This window comes from Streptomyces sp. NPDC059455 (assembly GCF_042750115.1).
Taxonomy (GTDB): domain Bacteria; phylum Actinomycetota; class Actinomycetes; order Streptomycetales; family Streptomycetaceae; genus Streptomyces; species Streptomyces endocoffeicus.
Genome location: NZ_JBHYVB010000084.1, coordinates 12,179 through 31,481, shown reverse-complemented (window position 1 = coordinate 31,481; position 19,303 = coordinate 12,179). Strand labels below are relative to the sequence as shown.

20 protein-coding genes are annotated in these 19,303 nt (G+C 68.8%); 12 read left to right on the top strand and 8 right to left on the bottom strand.

Going from position 1 to position 19,303, the window contains the following annotated elements; genetic code table 11:
* Positions 1–10: 10 nt before the first annotated feature.
* Positions 11–925: an AraC family transcriptional regulator gene (locus ACFXB5_RS27310; protein ID WP_385212407.1), complete on the bottom strand. Its 915-nt coding sequence runs from the start codon at positions 923–925 to the stop codon at positions 11–13.
* A 124-nt stretch (positions 926–1,049) separates the two neighbouring features.
* On the opposite strand from ACFXB5_RS27310, the gene ACFXB5_RS27305 reads away from it, so the two are divergent.
* The 5 genes from ACFXB5_RS27305 to ACFXB5_RS27285 all read left to right on the top strand — a co-directional run bounded on the left by ACFXB5_RS27305 (position 1,050) and on the right by ACFXB5_RS27285 (position 6,052).
* A complete protein-coding gene (locus ACFXB5_RS27305) occupies positions 1,050–2,033 on the top strand; it encodes an NAD(P)-dependent alcohol dehydrogenase (protein ID WP_385212405.1) in 984 nt (327 codons plus the stop codon).
* A 110-nt stretch (positions 2,034–2,143) separates the two neighbouring features.
* Positions 2,144–2,473 (top strand): antibiotic biosynthesis monooxygenase, encoded by a 330-nt coding sequence (locus ACFXB5_RS27300; protein ID WP_086880911.1) that lies wholly within the window; start codon positions 2,144–2,146, stop codon positions 2,471–2,473.
* A 371-nt stretch (positions 2,474–2,844) separates the two neighbouring features.
* A complete protein-coding gene (locus ACFXB5_RS27295; protein ID WP_385212403.1) occupies positions 2,845–4,044 on the top strand; it encodes a helix-turn-helix domain-containing protein in 1,200 nt (399 codons plus the stop codon).
* 131 nt (positions 4,045–4,175) lie between these two features.
* On the top strand, positions 4,176–5,084 hold the full coding sequence (locus tag ACFXB5_RS27290) for a zinc-binding dehydrogenase (protein WP_385212401.1): 909 nt from the start codon (positions 4,176–4,178) through the stop codon (positions 5,082–5,084).
* A 32-nt stretch (positions 5,085–5,116) separates the two neighbouring features.
* Complete coding sequence (locus tag ACFXB5_RS27285) at positions 5,117–6,052, top strand: cupin domain-containing protein (RefSeq protein ID WP_385212399.1); 936 nt, start codon at positions 5,117–5,119, stop codon at positions 6,050–6,052.
* 44 nt (positions 6,053–6,096) lie between these two features.
* Here ACFXB5_RS27285 and ACFXB5_RS27280 read toward each other — a convergent pair whose 3' ends face one another.
* The 4 genes from ACFXB5_RS27280 to ACFXB5_RS27265 all read right to left on the bottom strand — a co-directional run bounded on the left by ACFXB5_RS27280 (position 6,097) and on the right by ACFXB5_RS27265 (position 9,816).
* Positions 6,097–6,648 carry a GNAT family N-acetyltransferase gene (locus tag ACFXB5_RS27280; protein ID WP_385212397.1) on the bottom strand — a complete coding sequence of 184 codons (552 nt, stop codon included), beginning with the start codon at positions 6,646–6,648 and terminating at the stop codon, positions 6,097–6,099.
* Positions 6,645–7,001 (bottom strand): YciI family protein, encoded by a 357-nt coding sequence (locus ACFXB5_RS27275; RefSeq protein WP_385212395.1) that lies wholly within the window; start codon positions 6,999–7,001, stop codon positions 6,645–6,647. The genes ACFXB5_RS27280 and ACFXB5_RS27275 overlap by 4 nt, the downstream gene beginning before the upstream one ends.
* 69 nt (positions 7,002–7,070) lie before the next feature.
* Entirely contained in the window at positions 7,071–8,366 is a 1,296-nt protein-coding gene (locus tag ACFXB5_RS27270; protein WP_385212393.1) for an exo-alpha-sialidase, read from the bottom strand.
* A gap of 151 nt (positions 8,367–8,517) precedes the next feature.
* Positions 8,518–9,816 (bottom strand): phosphatase PAP2 family protein, encoded by a 1,299-nt coding sequence (locus ACFXB5_RS27265; protein WP_385212391.1) that lies wholly within the window; start codon positions 9,814–9,816, stop codon positions 8,518–8,520.
* 481 nt (positions 9,817–10,297) lie between these two features.
* Here ACFXB5_RS27265 and ACFXB5_RS27260 point away from each other — a divergent pair, with 481 nt between their 5' ends.
* Positions 10,298–11,713, top strand: coding sequence for an acyltransferase (locus tag ACFXB5_RS27260; protein ID WP_385212389.1), 1,416 nt, complete (start codon positions 10,298–10,300; stop codon positions 11,711–11,713).
* Between the two features lie 192 nt (positions 11,714–11,905).
* Here ACFXB5_RS27260 and ACFXB5_RS27255 read toward each other — a convergent pair whose 3' ends face one another.
* Together ACFXB5_RS27255 and ACFXB5_RS27250 are read right to left on the bottom strand one after the other, a co-directional pair.
* A complete protein-coding gene (locus ACFXB5_RS27255; protein ID WP_385212387.1) occupies positions 11,906–12,784 on the bottom strand; it encodes a helix-turn-helix domain-containing protein in 879 nt (292 codons plus the stop codon).
* A complete protein-coding gene (locus ACFXB5_RS27250) occupies positions 12,781–13,818 on the bottom strand; it encodes an SMP-30/gluconolactonase/LRE family protein (RefSeq protein ID WP_385212385.1) in 1,038 nt (345 codons plus the stop codon). The genes ACFXB5_RS27255 and ACFXB5_RS27250 overlap by 4 nt, the downstream gene beginning before the upstream one ends.
* A gap of 197 nt (positions 13,819–14,015) precedes the next feature.
* Here ACFXB5_RS27250 and ACFXB5_RS27245 point away from each other — a divergent pair, with 197 nt between their 5' ends.
* The 4 genes from ACFXB5_RS27245 to ACFXB5_RS27230 all read left to right on the top strand — a co-directional run bounded on the left by ACFXB5_RS27245 (position 14,016) and on the right by ACFXB5_RS27230 (position 17,243).
* Entirely contained in the window at positions 14,016–14,750 is a 735-nt protein-coding gene (locus ACFXB5_RS27245) for a response regulator transcription factor (RefSeq protein ID WP_385212383.1), read from the top strand.
* A complete protein-coding gene (locus tag ACFXB5_RS27240; RefSeq protein ID WP_385212381.1) occupies positions 14,747–15,541 on the top strand; it encodes a sensor histidine kinase in 795 nt (264 codons plus the stop codon). Before ACFXB5_RS27245 ends, ACFXB5_RS27240 begins: the two co-directional genes overlap by 4 nt.
* A 215-nt stretch (positions 15,542–15,756) precedes the next feature.
* Positions 15,757–17,001, top strand: a complete 1,245-nt coding sequence (locus ACFXB5_RS27235; RefSeq protein ID WP_385212379.1) for a cytochrome P450 — start codon at positions 15,757–15,759, stop codon at positions 16,999–17,001.
* Positions 17,002–17,045: 44 nt separating this feature from the next.
* Complete coding sequence (locus ACFXB5_RS27230; protein WP_385212377.1) at positions 17,046–17,243, top strand: ferredoxin; 198 nt, start codon at positions 17,046–17,048, stop codon at positions 17,241–17,243.
* 35 nt (positions 17,244–17,278) lie between these two features.
* On the opposite strand, the gene ACFXB5_RS27225 is transcribed toward ACFXB5_RS27230, so the two are convergent.
* On the bottom strand, positions 17,279–18,502 hold the full coding sequence (locus ACFXB5_RS27225; protein ID WP_385212375.1) for an RNA-guided endonuclease InsQ/TnpB family protein: 1,224 nt from the start codon (positions 18,500–18,502) through the stop codon (positions 17,279–17,281).
* A 29-nt stretch (positions 18,503–18,531) separates the two neighbouring features.
* Between ACFXB5_RS27225 and ACFXB5_RS27220 the strand changes: the two genes are divergently transcribed.
* Positions 18,532–18,690 (top strand): Arc family DNA-binding protein, encoded by a 159-nt coding sequence (locus tag ACFXB5_RS27220; protein WP_107471709.1) that lies wholly within the window; start codon positions 18,532–18,534, stop codon positions 18,688–18,690.
* An 84-nt stretch (positions 18,691–18,774) separates the two neighbouring features.
* Positions 18,775–19,303, top strand: a 529-nt coding sequence (locus tag ACFXB5_RS27215; RefSeq protein ID WP_385212373.1) for an FAD-dependent oxidoreductase, incomplete at its 3' end; no start/stop codon positions are given.

The window sequence follows — 19,303 nt, the reverse complement described above, 5'->3', positions numbered from 1 at the left end:
CGGTGACGGCTCAATGGCCCGTCACCTTCCGCCAGGCGCCGGGGGTGACGCCCTCCCTGCCCGAAAAGGCACGGCTCAACGCGCTGCCGGTGTCGTATCCGACTCGGACAGCGATCTCCTGGACACTCAGCTGCGTCTCGCGGAGCAGGACCTTGACCCGGTACATGCGCCATGCCGTGAGGTAGCCCAGCGGGGTGTCCCCCGTCCTCTCCTTGAACAGGGCGGCGAACGCCGAGCGTGACATCCCCGCCGTGCGGGCGAGTTCGTCGACCGTCCACGGATGGGCCAGGTCCGCGTGCAACTCCTCCATGGCAACCGCCAGTCGCGGATCCCGCAGCGCGGCGATCCAGCCGACGGTCCCGCCGCCGACATCCGCACAACAGGTCCGCAGCGCCTGGACGAAGAGCACATCGGACAGACGGCTCATGATGAAGCCACCACCGAGCCCGCCCGCCGCGCTCTCCCGCGCGATGAGGTCGAACGTGGTGCGCAGGAGTTGGCTGGACGCGTCGTCCAGATTCAGCCGGAACACCGGCGGCAGGAGCGCGAAGAGCGGTTCTGCCGCCACGGCGTCGAAGGCGAACCGGGTGGAGACGATCTGCGTGAGCTCACCGTCGCCCCCGACCCGCGCCGAGTCGCCGGGGACCTGGGAGACCAGCCCGTCGCAGTCCACGACCTCGCTGCCCGCCTCGTCCTGAAGCGTGAATCTCACCCCCGCCCGGACCAGGAAGCAGTCGTTCGTCTCCAGCCGCTGCGGCCCGGCGAGCGTGTCCGCGACGAGCCGACACGCACCACGGGAGATCAGGACCAGCCGGGCGAGGTGTCGGGGAGGGAACGAGATTCCCCAGGGCGCACGGGCATCCACTCGCACATACCGCGCGTCCTCGATCTTCATCGTGGCGAGAAGGTCATCGATCGGATCCATCTCCACTCCCTTGGGTCTCCCCTGCCCCCCCTGGACGATCTGCGCCAAACCATGGACGCCAAGATACAGATCGTCCAGCCGAGCGCGCCTATCGTGGAGGCGACACACGAACGAAGGGTGGCAAATGCGTACATTCCAGACGGGAACTGGCGGTGGTCTGATCGCCTCGGCGGAGCGCCCGGTGCCGAGCCCGTCAGCGGGCGAAGTGCTCGTACAGGTGAAGGCCAGCTCCCTCAACGCACGCGATCTGCTCATCGTCACCGGCCGGTACGCCGTCGACGTGCCGCCCGGACGCATCCCGCTCTCCGACGGCGCGGGCGTCGTGGAGGCGGTCGGGGAGGGAGTCTCGCGCTTCCGCATCGGGGACCGCGTCGTGGGCACCTTCCACCCGACCTGGCTGTACGGTCCGTTCCCCGAGTGGGGGCAGCTGCGCGGCACCCACCGCGACGGCTGGCTCACCGAATACCTCACCCTCGACGAGCAGAGCCTGGTCGCCGTGCCGGACCAACTGTCCTTCGAGGAAGCCGCCACGCTTCCGTGCGCCGCGCTCACCGCGTGGTCGGCCGTAAGCGGCGTCGGCCCCGGGGACACTCTCCTGGTCCAGGGCTCGGGCGGGGTATCGGTCTTCGCGCTACAGTTCGCCCGCCTGGCCGGCGCACGCGTCCTGGCCACGACATCCAGCGAAACCAGGGCCCAACGCCTCAGCGCTCTTGGCGCATCCGACGTCATCGACTACACCAGCACACCGGAGTGGGGCGCGCGGGTACGGGAACTCACCGGCGGCGGCGCCGACCGCGTCGTCGAGATCGGCGGCGCCGGAACGCTCTCCCAGTCCATCGACGCCGTCGCCCAGGGCGGCCAGATCGCCCTTGTCGGCAACCTGGCGGCGGGCGGCGGCATGGACGTGACGCGGTTCTTCCGTCGCGCGGCGACCCTCCGGTCGATCAGCGTCGGCAGCCGGAGCGACTTCGAACGGATGAACAGGGCCATCGGCCGGCACCGGCTCCGGCCCGTCATCGACCGCGTCTTCCCCTTCGAGGAGGCCCTGGAGGCGTTCGCGCACTTCGAGAAGGGCCCACGCTTCGGCAAGGTCGTCATCAGCCACTGAGCGCCACTGAGCGCCGTCTTCACACGTCCTTGACCGCCGGATGTAGCAGACTGCGCACAGAGTCGAGACCCAGGGCGCCGACTCGGCGTCCGCCGCGTGAGAGGTGTCTAGTGCCCAGCGTTGTAAAGATCAATGTGCTGACCGTGCCGGAGGAACAGCGCGAGGTGCTGGAGAAGCGCTTCGCGTCGCGCGCCGGGGCCGTGGAGGGCTCCGACGGCTTCGAGTGGTTCGAGCTGCTGCGCCCGGTCGAGGGGACCGACCAGTACCTCGTCTATACGCGCTGGCGCAGCGAGGAGGACTTCCAGGCGTGGATGGAGGGCCCAATGAAGGCGGCCCACCAGCGCGGCGGCGAGGACGCCCCCCAGCAGAAGCCCGCCGCGTCCGGCTCCACGCTGTGGTCCTTCGAGGTCGTCCAGCAGGCCGCGCCCAAGCAGGGCTGACCCGGGCCCCTTGCCATCACCGCCGGCCCCCTGGCCAAGGCCAGGGAGGCCGGCGGTTTCGTGTGGCACCCGTCATAACGGCTGACGGGTGGCCACGTGCGCCGATGCACATCGGGGGCACTGGCACGGCGGCCACACCGATGTCTCGATCGGCCTCAGGGGCTCGGTGGTCCTGACCACGCGCGTCGGCCCGTAGGTCTTCCCGCTGTCCCGCGACACGCGCATGGTCATCATCGCGCGGCCTTTCGCCGTGTCCGACATGTTGTCGCTCCCGTTAGCGGTCCTTACGTACGTCAAGACAACCGGGAATGCGCGGTCGCGGTTGGTGATCACCTGGTGACTCCGTGGTGACAAGCCGTACCCTGGTCACCATGAACAGCGGGGAGTTCAGTCAAAGAGTCCGCGACCTGCTCCGTGACCGGGACATGAGTGTTCGGGCGGTCGCCCGCCACCTGAACTACGACCACGCCTATCTGTCCCGCGTACTCGGGGGGAAACAGCAGCCGTCGAGGCAACTCGTCACGGCGCTGGACAACCTGCTCAAGACAAATGGGGAACTCGCCGAAATCGCGGTACGAGTAGCACCGCCAACTGTTTCGCCGGAAGCTGCTGAATCACCGGCCATCACTGATCGGATACTCAGACTCAACGAGGCACGCGGAGCCGACTTCGTACAGGCCATCCGGGAGACTTCCCATCTGCTGGTCGTCCTGGACAACGAACTCAGCGGGGTATCCATCGCGGAGCCCGCAGGCCGTGCGTTCAAGGTCGTGCATCGGCGGCTCGGAGCCGGAGACTACGATCCCCGGTATGAGCGCGATATTCAGTCGGCGGCCGCGGAACTCGCCGAAATAACCGGCTGGGCTCTTTTTGACGCGGAAAGAGACGGCGCCGCCCGGCGCTTCAACCAAGAGGCGCTGTTCCTCGCGAATCTCTCGGGGGACCGCTCCATCGCACTGCTGACGCTGCAGAACATGGCGATGCACAGTGAATGGCGCGGACGGAACCAGGAGGCGCTGTCCATCGCCCGGTCGGTACTCAACCGTAGACGGCTGTCCCCGCGCGTCGAGGCGATGTTCCGCATGCGTGAAGCGAAGGGACTGGTCGGCACGGGACGTACGTCGGATGCCGTCGAGTCGCTTCAACGCGCCCGGTCCCTCATCGAGGACGGTAACGACGTCGGCGAACCGGACTGGTCATGGTGGTTGACCGACAGGGAAATTGACGGCCACTGGGGTCACGCACTTCAGATCGCAGGTGACGTAAAGAAAGCCATCGAGCGGCTGCTGCAATCCGCACAACCAGGGTGTGGCGTCGCGACCGGCTACGCAAGTATGTCATCCGCACGGCTCGCCCAATGCCTACTGGACGTCAATGCCTGGCGCGACGCGGAAGACGTCATCAGGTCCCTGGTCACCGCCGCACCCGGAATCTCCTCGGGACGGACCCTCCGCCTCATCGGTCATGTCGCCAAGCAGCGCGAAAGGCTGAACGGTGCACCGACAAGCCTCACGGACACGCTTGAGCACCTGGCGGAAAAGCTCGACGAGGACCCATTCACGCTGTCATAGGCGAGTCGTGCTGACACAGATCGTCAACTGATTGATTCTCACGGGACTGGTCGCTGTCCCGGCCGTGCGTAAGGGTTTTGTGAACCGCGCCGAGTGTTCAGGCGCGTCCACGAGAGAAGGAAGCACCCCCTATGCGCGCCCTTGTGGTCCATCACGGCGAGGCCGGACCCGTCCGGTTCGCCGATGTCGATGAGCCCGTTCCGTCCAGCGACGAGGCGTTGGTCGAGATACGGCACATCGGTCTCAACTTCGGAGAGCTGAATTATGTGCACCAGTGGCCGGCCGGCGCTGTGCACGGTCACGACGCGGCCGGCGTCGTGGTGCGCGCCGCGTCCGACGGTTCGGGGCCGCCCGAAGGTGCCCGCGTCGCAGTGGGAATGGCTCCCCACGCGTGGGCGGAGCGGGTGGCGGTCAGCCCCGCCTCGCTCGGCACCGTCCCCGAGGGCGTGGACCTGGCCGACGCCGCCGCGCTGGGGATCGCCGGAGTCACCGCATTGCGGGTGCTGCGCAAGCGTTCCCTGCTGGCGCGCGACGTCCTGGTCACCGGCGCCAGCGGGGGCGTGGGGCACTTCGCCATCCAGCTGGCGGCGCTGGCGGGCGCCCGGGTGACGGCACTCGTCGGTTCGCCGGACCGGGCCGCCGGACTCCGCGAACTCGGCGCCGACGAGGTCCTGACCGACCTGGCCGGGACCGAGGACCGGTTCGACCTCGTCCTGGACACGGTCGGCGGGCCGCTGACAGCCCGAGCGTGGAGCTCCCTCGCCGAGGGCGGCACCATCCACCTGGTCGGTTACTCCTCGGGGCAGGACACCACGTTCCCCTCAGGGACCTTGTTCGGCTTCGGCGAACCCCGCACCATCGCCACCTACGGCGACATGACGCCGACCAGCGGGGAGCTGACGGACCTGCTGGGCCTCATGGCCGCCGGAAGGCTCTCGGCACCGGTCGGACTGCGAGGCGGCTGGCAGGACGTGGACGACGCCGTCCAGGCGCTGTTCGCACGGAAGGTGCACGGAAAGATCGTTCTTGACGTGGCCTGAAACCCTGGACGACGGTGGACAAGAATGGACCCATGGACGTGCTGGCGGAGGTCTTGCGTGTTTCGGGTGCGCGTGGGGCGCTCGGGGTCATGCTGGAGGCCGGAGGAACCTGGGGCCTGTGGCTGGACTCCTATCCCGGAGCGGCGCTGCACGTGGTGTCCCGTGGCACGATGTGGCTCCACGTCACAGGCGAGAAACCTCTTCAGGTGCAGACCGGAGACGCCGTCCTGGTGTCGCCGGGCACCGCACACGGGATAGCCGGCGGCGCCAGCGTGACGATGGGTTCCTGCGACCGTGAGGCGGCGGTCCGGGCTTTTGGCGATGGCCGAGCCCTGCGGCTGGGCTCGACGCCGGTGCAGACGGAAGCGATCGTCCTGCACTATGAGCAGGACCCGGAAGTGAGCACACCGGTACTCACCTCCCTCGCCCGTCCGATGCACGTCACAGCCCACCAGAACGCGCAGCTCAGACGGGCCGTAGAACTTCTCGCGGCGGAGCTTGCACAGCCGCAGATCGGCACCACCGCCGCCGTCAACAGCATCGTCGACCTCCTGCTTGTCCAGTTCGTACGCGCCTGGCTGGCCCGCCACCCGGAGGACCCGTCCGGCTCATGGCTGGGCGCGATGCGTGACCCGGTCGTGCGCGACGCCCTGGCATATGTCCACGCCCAACCGGAACACCCCTGGACCACGGAGACCCTGGCCGCCGCGACGAGCGTCTCCCGGGCGACGCTGACCAGGCACTTCCGGTCCGCCCTCGGACAGACGCCGGGCGCGTACGTGACGCAGTGGCGCATCGACCTGGCGTCCGTCCGGCTCCGCGATACCGACGAGCCGGTCGAGTCGATATCCAGTGCGGTCGGATACGGCTCTCCGCACGCCTTCAGCCGTGCCTTCCGACGTGCCCGGGGCATGGCCCCGGGCGAGTACCGTTCTCGACTTCGTTCGCGCCATCGGCTCCGAGTGTGACGCGGGTGGTGTCGCGCCGGCACCCGGCCAGGGGCTGGGACCGCTCAACCGGACTGCGTGACCGAGGACCACACGCCCATCCACTGTTCGGCGCCCCACGCCTCGTACCGTTGCGCCTCGGTGAACCCCAGCTTCGCCGCGAGGCGCATCGAGCGGTCGTTGGCGGTCTGGGTGCAGAGCACCACCGGCTCGCCGGGAAGCGCGTCGGCGAACCAGTCGAGTGCCGCGGCGCACGCCTCGGCGGCGTACCCGTATCCCCATGCCCCCGGCAGGAGCAGGTAGCCGAGTTCGGCAGACCCGGCATACCCGACTTCCGGGCGGACCTGCTCCGCGTCACGCCGTTTGAGCTCGATGGTGCCGATCATCGCTCCATCGAGATCGATCACGAACAGGCCAGGGCGCCACCCGGGTACTTCAGACATCGTGCGCTCGAGCTCATCACGCGGTCGAGGGCCACCGAGGTAGGTATGCACCTCCGGTGAGGCGAGCAACTCGATGAACGCCGCACGGTCCCGGGCCTCGGACTCGCGGAGCACGAGCCGTTCGGTCCGTATCGAGGCGGGTGGCCAGGCGACGGGTCCGAGTGGGCGGGTCATGACGGCCGCCCGCCGCACTGCCAGCGGTGAACCTCGATGTCCGCGTACCGGGCCGGGGTCAGGACGGCGCGGGCCGTCTCCGGGTCGGGTGCGCGGACCAGTGCCGCTGTGCCCAGCCATGTGCTTCCCTCGTCGGAGAGCAGTGGACCGTAGGCGATCAGCTCGTCCCGGTCGGCGGGCAGGTCGACGATGTGCACGCTGCCGGTCGGGACCCCTTCGGCGTCGGAGAGCGTCGGCCCTCGGGCGATCATCTCCGACGCGTACCGGTCCATGTAGGACCAGTGCTGTTCGACCAGCTCTTGGCGCAGCGGCAGCGAGCCGGGCCGATCGCGGTGGTAGCAGAAGAACTTCATGCCCGGCAGTCTTTCGGCCCATGGGCAGCCGGTACAGCGGATATCGGTGGGCACCGGTCAGCGGCCGGGTCACATGCCATCGGTGGCGTGGTACGGGCGGCACACTCCCCCGTCGTAGTCGGTCGCGATCTCCAGCAGTTGGTGCCCGTCGGCCGAGGGCAGCAGGCTGGAGCTGTAGTTGGGGCAGAAGTCGACCTTGTCGGACTTCACGGTGACGGGGGCCGGGATCTCCTTCCAGGCGCCCTCTCCGCCCTTGCTGTTGGTCCAGACCGTGCGCCCGCTGCCCTCGGCCTTGCTGCCGTCCGCGTTGTACATCACCTGTCCGACCAGCAACAGCTTGCCCTGCGGATTTCCCTCCTCCGGCGCCCAGGCCAGGGTCGGCGCGTGCCTGAAGTACTTGCCGTCGGCCGTCTCGGGCCGGGTGCCGAGGTTGGCGGGGTCGCCCCAGTCCCATCCGTCGGAAGAGGTGCGGTAGTGCACGACGCACGAGAACTTGGGGTCGTCGGAGCAGATCTCGTACGTCATGACGTACGTGCCGTCCGGCACCTTCCGTACGACCGCCATCCCGGGGCGGTCGGAGGCCGGGGCACTGGCGACGGTGTCATGCGGGCCGTCCCATGAGACGCCGTCCCGTGAGCGTACGGCGACAAGCTTCTGGCTGTGGTTCGGATCGGTCTCGTCGGAGTAGTGGCAGACCAGGTTGCCGTCGGCGTCGATGGAGAACTCCGGCTCCCACAGCCCGTTGGCGTCCGTCGCGGTGGCGGCTGTGGACAGATAGGTCCAGGTGCGTCCCACGTCGGTGCTCTTGAACACGCGTATCGACATGTGGCGGTCGGCTTTGGGTACGTCCTGGCCGAAGGAGGCGGCCCACAGCAGCGTGCCGGCCGGCATGTCACCGACCTGTTGCGGCAGTTCGTAGAGGACCGAGCAGCACAGCCCCTTGCCGTCGGTGGACGCGGGGTCGGCGATGGTGCCCACCTGGTTGAAGTTGGCTCCGTCGTCGGTGCTCTCCTGAATGGCGCCGATGCCGTTGCCGCCGCCCGGGACGACGGTCGAGGCGAGCACGCGGCCGTTGTCCTTCCCGCTGTGCTCCAGACGGATCGCCCGGGGGTAGAGGCCCGCGCCGTCGCGCAGCGGCTTGGGGTCCGTCTTCTCCAGGGCCGCCGCGCCGCCCTCGCCGTTCTTCGTCCCGGTGTCGGGGGAGCCGGAGCCCTGGGAACCGGAGTCCTGGGAGGCGGTGGAGGACGCGGCTCCGGAGGCACCGTCCGAAGTGTCCTGGCAGGCCGCCAGCCCGAAGGCGGCGATGGCGGCCACCGTGGCGACGGCGGCTTTGCGAGCGTGCCGGCGGGCGATGCGGCGTGGCATGGAGTCTCCCCCTGTGGTGCGGGCGGTCCCCGTCATACGGGACCTGTGCCGACCAGCCTGTCCGCCGCCGCTGATGATCCCCTGCCGATCGGCTAACGCGTCGCCAACCGACTCATGGCCCGCCTCATCGTCGCCTTACGGTCGACACGGCTCACACCGGTTCGGGCTGCGGCTCCGGCTGCAGCGCCGGTGCGGCCTTCGGCTCCCACAGCCTGGTGGTCCGTACATAGCCGTGGATCACCGAGCCCATCGCCAGCAGGAGAAGGGGTCCGAACACCCATGGATGTCTGGCCATCTCCACCGGCAGATAGCGGTAGGCCACCAGGAGTGCGGCGAAGACCGCCGCGCCATGGGCGACCAGTTGGGTCCCCGACCGGTCCCAGCCACGTGCGAGGGAGCGCAGCGCCGCCTCGACCGTGAGCGCGAACACCACGCCCGCGACGAGATCCACGCCGTAGTGGTAGCCGAATCCCAGCGTCGCGCCGAGCGTGGCGACCAGCCAGAACGTTCCCGCGAACCGCAGGATCCGGGGACCCTGGCGGGAGTGAACGAAGATCGCTGTGGCCCACGCCGTATGCAGACTGGGCATGCAGTTGCGTGGCGTGATCTCGTCGAACGGCATCGAGTGCGGGGCGCTGATGGGCGGCGGCGTGTGCGGCCACAGGTTGGCCAGCGCCCAGTGCTCGCCGCCGGTACCGAAGGCGCCGCCGCCGTAGGCGAAGACCGGTCCGACCACCGGGAAGATCATGTAGATGGCCGGTCCGAGGAGGCCGATGGCCAGAAAGGTGCGCACCAGATGGTGGCTCGGGAAGCGGCGCTCGACCCCCACGTTACGCAGTTGATAGATCGAGACGATGACCGCGGCCACCGGAAGCTGAATGTAGACGTAGTCGAGAACGTGGGCGCCGACCGGGCCCATGGCCTCGACGATCCGGCCCGCCAGCCACGACGGGTTGCCCAGCGCGTGATCGGCGGTCGCCAGGTACGGATCGAGCACCGCCGGGCGGGTCTTCGCCGTGATGAGCAGCCAGGTATCACCGGTCTTACGGCCGGCCACCAGCAGCAGGCCCAGCCCGACGCCCTTCAGCAGCAGGGCGCGTTCCCGGCCGGTGCGGCGCGTGACCGCGATGACCACACAGCCCAGCATCACCCACAACGCGCCGTTGCCGAAGGGGTGCCCTTCGGTCACCTTCGCGTCGGCCACCCACCGCACCAGGAAGATGACGATGTCGATGCCGATCGCGGCACCGGCCGCGATGAACCGCTCCCGCCAGGTGAGCACCACCATCATCAAGCCCATACCGGCGTACAGCAGAAAGCCCGATTTGGGGGCAAAAATAATCTCTTGCACCTGATTGGTCATCGGCCCCGGCAGGCCGTAACGTCGGGCGGCGAGCTCCAGCGCGACGAAGAACCCGAGGCACACCACACCGGCCACAACCCACAGCACCGCCCGTGGCCGGCGCCACGCGGCGAACGTTATTCTGCTATTTATACGCGAAAACACCCGCGATGCTATAGATATCAACTGTTTGGCCGATTTGCTCGATGTGAGTTGTAGGTCACTCTTCGCACCGGATAGCACGGTTTTCCGGTGAAGGGCGGGCGATGGGGGCGCTCGTCGTGAGTTCGGATCATGGTATCCGAGCGGCGCGGGTGGGGCTCCGCCCAGGACAGGGAGCGGATCTTGGCGCGGGCGCGATGTGCCGTCGTGGCCCCAGCCGGTCGCCGGCCGGTCGCCGGCCGGTCGCCAGTCGGTCCGGCCGCGGAGTTCCGTCGGGGTCCGGCGAACGCCTCTCAGCGGGTCGGCCACGCTCGTTTTCAAAATGCCCTAAAACACGTTCTAGTCAAAGAGGCCGCTCCCGACCGAGGGTAGGGTCAATACGTCAACCCAGAAACATTCGGGCCCGACGAAAGAATGTGCGAAGATAATGGCATCCCCCACTGCCATCGAGAGCAGCACCAAGCGATCGTTCACCGTACGCGCCGAAGCGTCGAACGGTGACCGCATACGCTTGAGCGTCTACGACATGCTCATCGGATTGGTCTACACCCCCCGTACCTTTTTCTATCGCGAGACGCTCGACGGCGAAGCGCTCCGCGCCTCCCTCAGCAGAACGCTGCTCCACTTCCCGATGGTTTCCGGCCGTATGAAGAAGGATCCCGACGGCCGTCTCAGCGTGCTCTGCGATGACTCCGGCGTGCGCTTCATCGAGACACACGCATCCATACCCATGCCGGACCACGGGCCCCACCACACCGCGAAAAAGGGCATCAACCGCTATCTGAGCCATGTCAACCCGCTCCAGGTGGTCGACCACGACACACCGCTTTTCACGGCGAAGCTCACCCATATGAAAGGCGGCGGCTCCGTCCTGGGCTTCACGATGAATCACGCCGTGGCCGACGGATCCGCCTATATGAGGTTCCTGGAGAGCTGGTCGCGTGAGCACCGGGGGCTCGAGTACACCGGGCCCGGCCACGACCGCAGCGTCATCGACGCGCTCGCGACGGCCGTCGCGCAGGACGCCCGGTCGGACAACCCCCATTTCACGGTCACCCGGCGAGGTGGGAAGTCCGTCTTCGTGAGCCGCGTCCTCCTGGGCAGCATCGCCAAGACGACGACGATGGTGACCACCCGCTTCACGGCCGCCGAACTGGCCACCATGAAGGACGCCGCGATGGCCGACCTCGCGGGCACGGAGCGCTGGATCTCGACCAATGACGCACTGACCGCCCATCTGTGGAAAGTGCTCGGCACACTGCGCGCCCGCCCCGACACGAGCGAGGAAAGGCTCGGCCTCCTCGCCGACTTCCGCACGTCTACCGGTGGAGCCGTACCGGACGACTACTGGGGCAACACCGTCACCAACACCCGGCCCGGGATGACCGCGGCCGAACTGCGCTCACGCCCGCTCGGCGAGGTCGCCCTGGCGGTCCGCTCGGGCTATGCCGCGAACACGGAGGATAAAATCCGCCGGGAAACGGCCTTCCTCTGTGCCGAATACGAGGCGGGACGCCTCAAGCGCGTCCTTCCCACCATGACGCTCGACAAGTTCGAGAGCACCATCGTGATCAACAACTGGTCCAGGCTTCCCTTCTACAGCCTGGACTTCGGGCAGGGCACACCCTTCTGGTACGACATCCCGGCGCTTCCCACTGCCTGGACGGTGCTCATCGCACCGACTCCGGCGGATGAGCCCGGTGGCCGAGATGTGCAGATGGCGGTGCCCCGTGCACTGGTCCGGACGCTTCAGGAAAAGTCCTGGACCGACCGGTTCCACCGATACGCGGATTCGGACGGGGCAACCCCGCTCACTTTCGGAACGGCCAAAGCCGAACGCTGAGGAAGCCGGAAAGCCGTGGGCCCGGGGGGGGGGGGGGGGGGGCCCCCCCCCCCCCCGGGCGGCCCCCCCCCGGCGGCACACGGCCGCGCCGCCCGTTGGTGGTGGGCGCTGCTACCGCGCCCCTATGCCGCGGCGCTCGCGGGGGGGGGGGGGGGGGGGGGGGGCCCCCCCCCCCCCCCCAGGGTGCCCGGCTCAGCCGGATGACAGCGGCAGCGCCGTCTGGGCGGCCTGGGCGGCGGCGACTCGCAAGTACTCCAGCTTTTCCTCGTCCGGGGTTCCCGGCTCTGCCGTGCAGGTCACGATCCTCACATCGTGGTCGGGCACCTTCAGCACATCGTTGTCGAGGCCTATCTCCCCCACGAGAGGATGCCGCAGGCGTTTGTGGCCACCCAGGCGTGAGCCGAGCGCCGGGGCGCTCCACAGGCCTCGGAACTCTTCGCTGTTGCTCATGGCCTCACCCATCAGAGCTTTGAATTCCTCATCATGGGGATATGCTCCGTGCGTGATGCGAAGGTCTGCGACGAGAGCGGCCTTGAATTCGGTGGTGCTCTGCTCGGCGGGAAAGAGCGGACAGCCCGTGTCCGACGGCGGTTCCTTGAACACCGCGCGTACCAGGTTTCGTTCTTCCGGCGGTCGAAGGGACGGGTCCCCCAGCAAGGCCGCCCACATCGATGTCCACGTCAGCAAGGTCCATGAGGCGGAGAACACTCCCACCGGAATGTTCCCCCAGCGGCTGACGAGCCGTTGCACACCAGGCGGCAGCCGATGCGGGATGCCTTGGGGCTTCGGCGGAAGAAGCCCGGCCACCAGGTGGAAGTGGCAGGTCTCGTTCGTACTCAGTCGCAGCGCGCGGGCAAGTGAGGCCACGACGTCCCGAGATGGGCGCAGGGCCCGGCCCTGCTCAAGACGCAGAAGGTAGTCCGTGGATATTCCGGCCAGCAGAGCGAGTTCTTCGCGGCGCAAGCCATCGGTGCGTCGTCGTCGGGTGGCCGGCAGTCCAACGTCTTCAGTCGTGATTCGGGCACGCCATGCACGCAGCGTGTTACCCAGCGAGTTGTCCGGACGACTCATGGTCCCATTGTCGTCGACCCTGCGGTCGATAGCATGGGACTGCCGTTCCTGGGATGAATGGGACGGCCGAGGCGACCGAGACGGGCCGTCAGGAGATTCGCGTCCCCGCCCGTGGTGAGCGCACCGCTGGCGACGTAGACCGTATCGCCGTCGACCGCCACTGACGTGGTGTTCTGCAGCCCATCGCGCTCATCGAGGACGATACGGTCAGCCTCGCCCGGAGTGATGAGGACCACTTGGCTCGGGATATTGAGTGCGGCCAGCAGCTGATCGCCACGACCGGTAAAGGCGAAATCATCGACGCTGTCGAGTCCGGATGCCTTGACCTGATGGGGACCGGCTGTTCCGTCGCGGCCCGTCAGCGGTATACGAAGGATCGTTCCCCGGTCGAGGTTGGAGACCCATACGGCTCCGTTGTGCACCTTCACGCCGTTGGCACCGAAGAAGTGAACCGGGGCGAGATCCTCCCCCGCGGCCCAGAGCTCGGCGGTTCCGCCGTGCGGTCCGACCCGCCAGATCCTGCCCTGGGTCGAGTCGGTGATGTAGAAGTCCCCCGTACGGTCGTCCCTGACGAGTCCGTTGAGGAAGCTCGCGGCCGGCAGCGCGGCGACGCGTTCCGGCTTGCCCCCCGGGCGCAGTTTCCACAGGCCGGTGAGGTGTTCGTCTCCTGCCGAGTAGAGGAAGTAGAGGGTTCCGTCTTCAGTCCGTTCGATCCCCGTCACGGAAGCGGCCCCGGGGCCGGGGGTGTTCACGCCGCCATCCGCGGGGAGCGGCATGGTTGCCACTACCTCAACCCGTCCGCCGAGCGTGACGTGAGCCACCTGCCGCGACAGGATGAGGCCGACATCGGCTGACCCGTTCGGCCGCACGATGACGCTCTCCGCCACCTGCCCGGCCGGACGGTCGAAGTGGGCGACGATCCGCGGGTGCGAGAGAGGCGGCACGGCCGCTTCAGCTGTTGACGAGACCGCGGTGAGTCCGATCACCGCGCCGGCAGTGGCCACCGCCAGGCGGAAGACAAGGTGTTTCGGCATGATCGCCTCCGAGAGTGATGCGCTTCGTAACCACGAACTGGCCTGTGGGAAGCAGCTTCAGCGCATCCGCGTCGCCCAGCCAGTACCCGGCTTATCTCTGGAACCGCGGTACCAGGCTGACGTGAGCGTGTCCGGATCTCATCGGTCGCGGTCAAGGCCCCCGTGCCCGGAACGGTCGGTTCACGTAGTGTCATGGCGTGTACGGGAGTGTCAGCGAGAAACCAGCGCCGGCCCGTGGGAACGGGCAGCGCATCCTGGTCGTCGACGATGAATCGAGAATCGCCGAACTGCTCTCGACCACCCTCGAGCTGGCCGGTTACCGGGTCGGCACCGCGGCCACCGGCGGGGAGGCGCTCGACCGGGTCGGGCGGGACCGGCCCGATCTGGTGATCCTCGATGTGATGCTGCCGGATCTGGACGGCTTCACGGTGTGCCGGCGCCTGGTGGCGGCCGACGAGAACCATCCGCCGGTGCTCTTCCTCACCGCCCGCGACTCGCTCGACTCGCTGGTCACCGGCCTCGGCATCGGCGCGAACGACTACGTCACCAAGCCGTTCCGGATCGCCGAGGTGCTGGCCCGGGTGCAGGCCCTGCTGCGCACCCGCAACCGGCGGCGGGAGGAGCCCTCGCCGCACTACGCGGATCTGGTACTGGACGAGACGACCCGTCAGGCGCGGCGCGGGCGGCGGTCGCTGGAGCTGACCCCGGCGGAGTTCCGGCTGCTGCGCTATCTGCTGGTCAACGCGGGGCAGGTGCTGTCCAAGGAGCAGATCGGCGAGCATCTGTGGGTGGCGGACCACCGGCGCTACGGGGACAACGCCATCGAGAAGCTGATCTCCCGTCTCCGCCACAAGGTCGACGAGGCCGGGCCCGCCCTGATCCACACCCGCCGCGGCTTCGGCTACTGGCTCGGCGGACTCGCCTCCGGATGAGCACGCACAAGCGCCACGGGCACGAGCGTCACGGGAACGGCCCATCCCGCGGCGAGGACGCCTACGAGCGCCAGCAGCGGCTGGAGGTCCTGCTGCACGAGCTGCGCACCTCCCTCACCACCATCCGCGGCTGGGCCGAACTCCCGCTCCAAGGGCTCAGCGACGACCCCGAGCTGATGGTGCGCGCCCTGCGCCGGATCCAGGACGAGGCCGACCATATGCACCAGGCGGTCCAGCAGGTGTTCCCCCGTGCGGATGTCTCCTGGGTACGGCCGCTGGAGATGGAGCCGGTGGATCTGCGGGACGTGGCGGACGAGGCGGTGGCGGATCTGGGGCTGCTCGACCCCGAACGCCCCATCGCCCGCGAGAACTCCGGCCGGGCGACCGTCGTCGCCGACAACCGCCTGCTGCGGCACGCCGTGCGCAATCTGCTGGACAACGCGCTGCGCCACACCCCCGCCGGGTCCCCGGTGACCGTGGCGGTGCGCGGTCCGGAGGCCGGGGACGGGGGCGGGGGCGGGACCGGGAGCGGGGGCGGGACCGGCGGAACGCCGCGCGTCGAGCTCTCCGTCAGCGACCAGGGGCCGGGCATGGGCCCGCAGGACATCGCCCGGCTCACCTCCCCACGCGACGAGGACGGCCGGATCGAGCCGGGCGGCGGCATCGGCCTCACCATCGTGCGGCGGGTGGCCGAGCGGCACGGCGGGGAGGTGAGCGTCAGCAGCGCACCGGGCCGCGGAACCACGGTCACCGTGGCCTTCCCCACTGTCAGCGTTTCGTCAGGAAACTGACCGGGGGGAGTCAGGTCGAGCGGGTTCGCTGGTCATCACGTCCCCGGAACGCGAGGGTTCACGCCCCCGCAACGCGAGGGTTCGCGCCCCCGCAACGCGAGGGTTCACGTCCTCACAACACGAGGGTTCACGCCCCCGTAACGCCAAGACACCCGTCCCCACCGACCCGAAGGTTCACGCTCCGCTCCCATCGGAACCCCCACCCGAGGAGAGACATGACCGAGACGCTGGCAGAGACCGCGCCCGAGGCGGAAGAGCCGCTTCCGGAGTTTCCGATGCCGCGGGCGACCGGCTGCCCGTTCGACCCTCCCCCGACCGCACGGGCGCTGCACAGCGAACGACCGGTGGCGCGCGTACGGCTGTGGGACGGGAGCGCCCCCTGGCTGGTGACCCGGTACGCCGACCAGCGCGCCCTACTCGCCGATCCGCGGGTCAGCGCCGAGAACACGCTGGCCGGGTATCCGCACGCGAGCGCCGGTTTCCGCGAGAACGCCGGGCGGCGGCGGTCCTTCGTCACCATGGACGACCCCGAGCACGCCCGGATCCGCCGGATGGTCACCGGACCGTTCGCCATCAAGCGGATCGAGGCGATGCGGCCCGAGATCCAGAAGATCACCGACGAGCTGATCGACACCATGCTGGCCGGGCCGACCCCGGTGGACCTGGTGCGGGCGCTCGCGCTGCCGCTGCCGTCGCTGGTGATCTGCCGGCTGCTCGGGGTGCCGTACGAGGACCACGACTTCTTCCAGCGGAACAGCTCGAAACTGATCAACCGGCACTCCTCGGTCGAGGAGGTGGTCGGGGCCAACGACGCGCTGACCGACTATCTGGACGGGCTGGTCGCCGCCAAACTCGCCGACCCGGCCGACGACATGCTCTCCGAGCTGGCCGCCCGGGTCACGGCCGGTGAGCTGACCCAGCGCGACGCCGCCAACATGGGCGTACTGCTGCTGGTCGCGGGCCATGAGACCACCGCCAACATGATCGCCCTCGGCACCGTGGCCCTGCTGGAGAACCCCGACCAGCTCGCCGTCCTGCGGGAGACCGAGGACCCGAAGGTGATCGCCCGGGCCGTCGAGGAGCTGCTGCGCTATCTGACGATCGTGCACAACGGCCGCCGCCGGGTCGCGCTCGAGGACATCGAGATCGGCGGTGAGACCATCCGCGCCGGTGAGGGGATCATCATCTACACCGGCACCGGGAACTGGGACGCGGAGGTCTTCGCCGAGCCCGAGCGGCTGGACATCGGCCGCGACGCCCGCCGCCACATGGCGTTCGGCTTCGGCGTCCACCAGTGCCTGGGCCAACCGCTGGCCCGGATGGAGCTCCAGGTGGTCTACGGCACGCTCTACCGCCGTATCCCCACCCTGCGGCTGGCCACCGGAATCGACCAACTACCGTTCAAACACGACGGTTTGGTCTACGGCGTCTACGAACTGCCCGTCACCTGGACGTCATGAGCGGCGAAGGCGACGAAGGCAGCGGCGAAGGCAAGGGAGTCACCATGCGTGTGGAAGTCGATGTGCCCAAGTGTGTGGCGTCGGGGCAGTGCGTGATGATCGCACCCGATGTGTTCGACCAGCGGGAGGAGGACGGCATCGTGGTCCTGCTGGACGAACAGCCCGCGCCCGAACTCCACGCCGATGTGCGGGAGTCCGCGGTGGTCTGCCCGGCGGCGGCGATACGGCTGGTCGAGAATTGACGTCCTCCCCCTCCTGAGGAAAGGGGATTCCTGACTCAGGCTGCCTCCTGGAGCAGCGCTCCAGGAGGTCTTACGCCCTCAACACCAGCCGGGATGAGACCAGCCCGGACCAGCATCAGACGTGCGGAGTTCTTGTCCCTTGGGGACATGACTCCGCACGCGGTGCAGGTGTAGGTACGTTCCGAAAGAGGAAGTGCGTGCTTGGTTCTCGCTCCGCACGACGCGCAGTCCATGGTGGTGTGCGCGGGGTGCACGAGGCCGACGTCCCGCCCGTGCTTGCGGCCCATCTCGATCAGGGTCGTCTTGGTGGCGCTTATCGCCGCGTCGGCCGCTTTGCGGGCCATAGTGGTTCTGGCGAGGAACTTCGGCCGGAAGTCCTCCACGGCGATGACGTCGTGGTCGCGGACAACCTTCTTCGCCCACTTGCGCGCGGTGTCCTGCCGTCGGCGGGCGACCTTCTTGTGCATCTTCGCGGCCTGCCGCTGCGCCTCGCGGTAGCCCCTGGACGCGGCCTGCCCACGAGCGGGCTTCCGACGGCCCATCATCCGCTGATAGCGGGCAAGGCGCTGTGCCGCGGTCTTCCCGTGCTGGACGTGCGGAAGGTCGTGGTCGTCAGACGTGGTAGTGGCGGTCTCCTTGACGCCCCAGTCCACGCCGATCACTCGACCGGTGGCGGGGAGCGGACGCGTCTCGGCGGCGACGACGAACGAGGCGTACCAGTGGCCGAGGCTGTCCCGGTACACACGTACCGAGGACGGTGCAGACGGCAAATCCCGCGACCACACCACCGTCACAACGATGCCGCCCGCCAAGTGCAGACGGCCGTCCTTCAGCCGGAAGCCCCGGGTGGTGTAGTTCAGGGTCGGCAACGCCTCCCGCTTCTTCTTCGGCCGAGGCATGCCTGCACGCTGCCAGACCGGCAGTCGCTTCTCGATGTCCTTGAGTGCCTTGGAGCGGGCCTTGGCGAAGTCCCGGATGGTCTGCTGCTGCGGCACCGAGGCGCCCTCGCAAAGCCACGGCGTCTTGGCGCGAGCCTCGGTCAGCATCTTGTCCAGTTGCGCCGGACCGCAGGTCTGCTTCTCGGGGTGCTGTCGGTTGTGTACGTGTACCTGGCGGGACTTGGCCACGCACTCGTTCCACACCCACCGACACCGGTCCCACTCGGCCCGCAGCGCCGTGCGGGCGGTCGACGACATGCGAAGCCGGTAGGTGTGCCGGACATGCCCGGCATCACCCGAACCCTTCTCCAGTGTCGCCATGACACCATTTTACCACTATGCTCGGTTGCATGGACCATGAAGTACGCATCACGCTCCGCCTACCCGCCGACCTTCACGCGTGGCTGGTCGCCGAGGCTAAGCGCGCCCGCAGGTCCCTCAACTCTGAGATCCTGCACCGGCTTGAGGCCGGGCGCGGCGACATCTCGGCAGACAACGAATCGCCCTGACAGCGATTCCACTTTCCTTGCCCTGCTCCGCAGGGGTCCGATTCCTTCCCGGCTCGAAGGCCGGGGCATCCTCGGAGGTATCCGGTGAAACAGCTCGTGGTGGTCGGTGCCTCCGCCGCCGGTCTGGCGGCGGCGGAGACGCTGCGCCGGGAGGGCTACAAGGGCACGCTCACGCTCATCGGCGATGAGCCGTACCACCCGTACGACCGGCCACCGCTGTCCAAGCAGATCCTCGGCGGCCAGTGGGAACCCGACCGGGTGCCGCTGCGCGCCCCCGCCGACCTGGACGCGCTCGGCCTCGAACTGCGCCTCGGCGTCGCCGCGACCGGGCTCGACCTCGCGGGCCGTACGGTCGCGCTGGCCGATGGGGCGCGGGTGCCGTACGACGGCCTGGTCATCGCCACCGGCGTCCGCCCGCGCCGACTGCCCGGCGACGGCGGGGAGCGGGCGCATGTGCTGCGCACCCTGGACGACGCCCTGGCCCTGCGGGACCGGCTGGGCCCCGGGCGGCGGCTGGCGGTGGTGGGGGGGCCGCGGGGCGGCGGCGCGCGCCCCCGCCCCGCGCCCGGGGGGGGGGCGGGGTGTCGACAGAGGGAAAACCACCCCCCGGGCC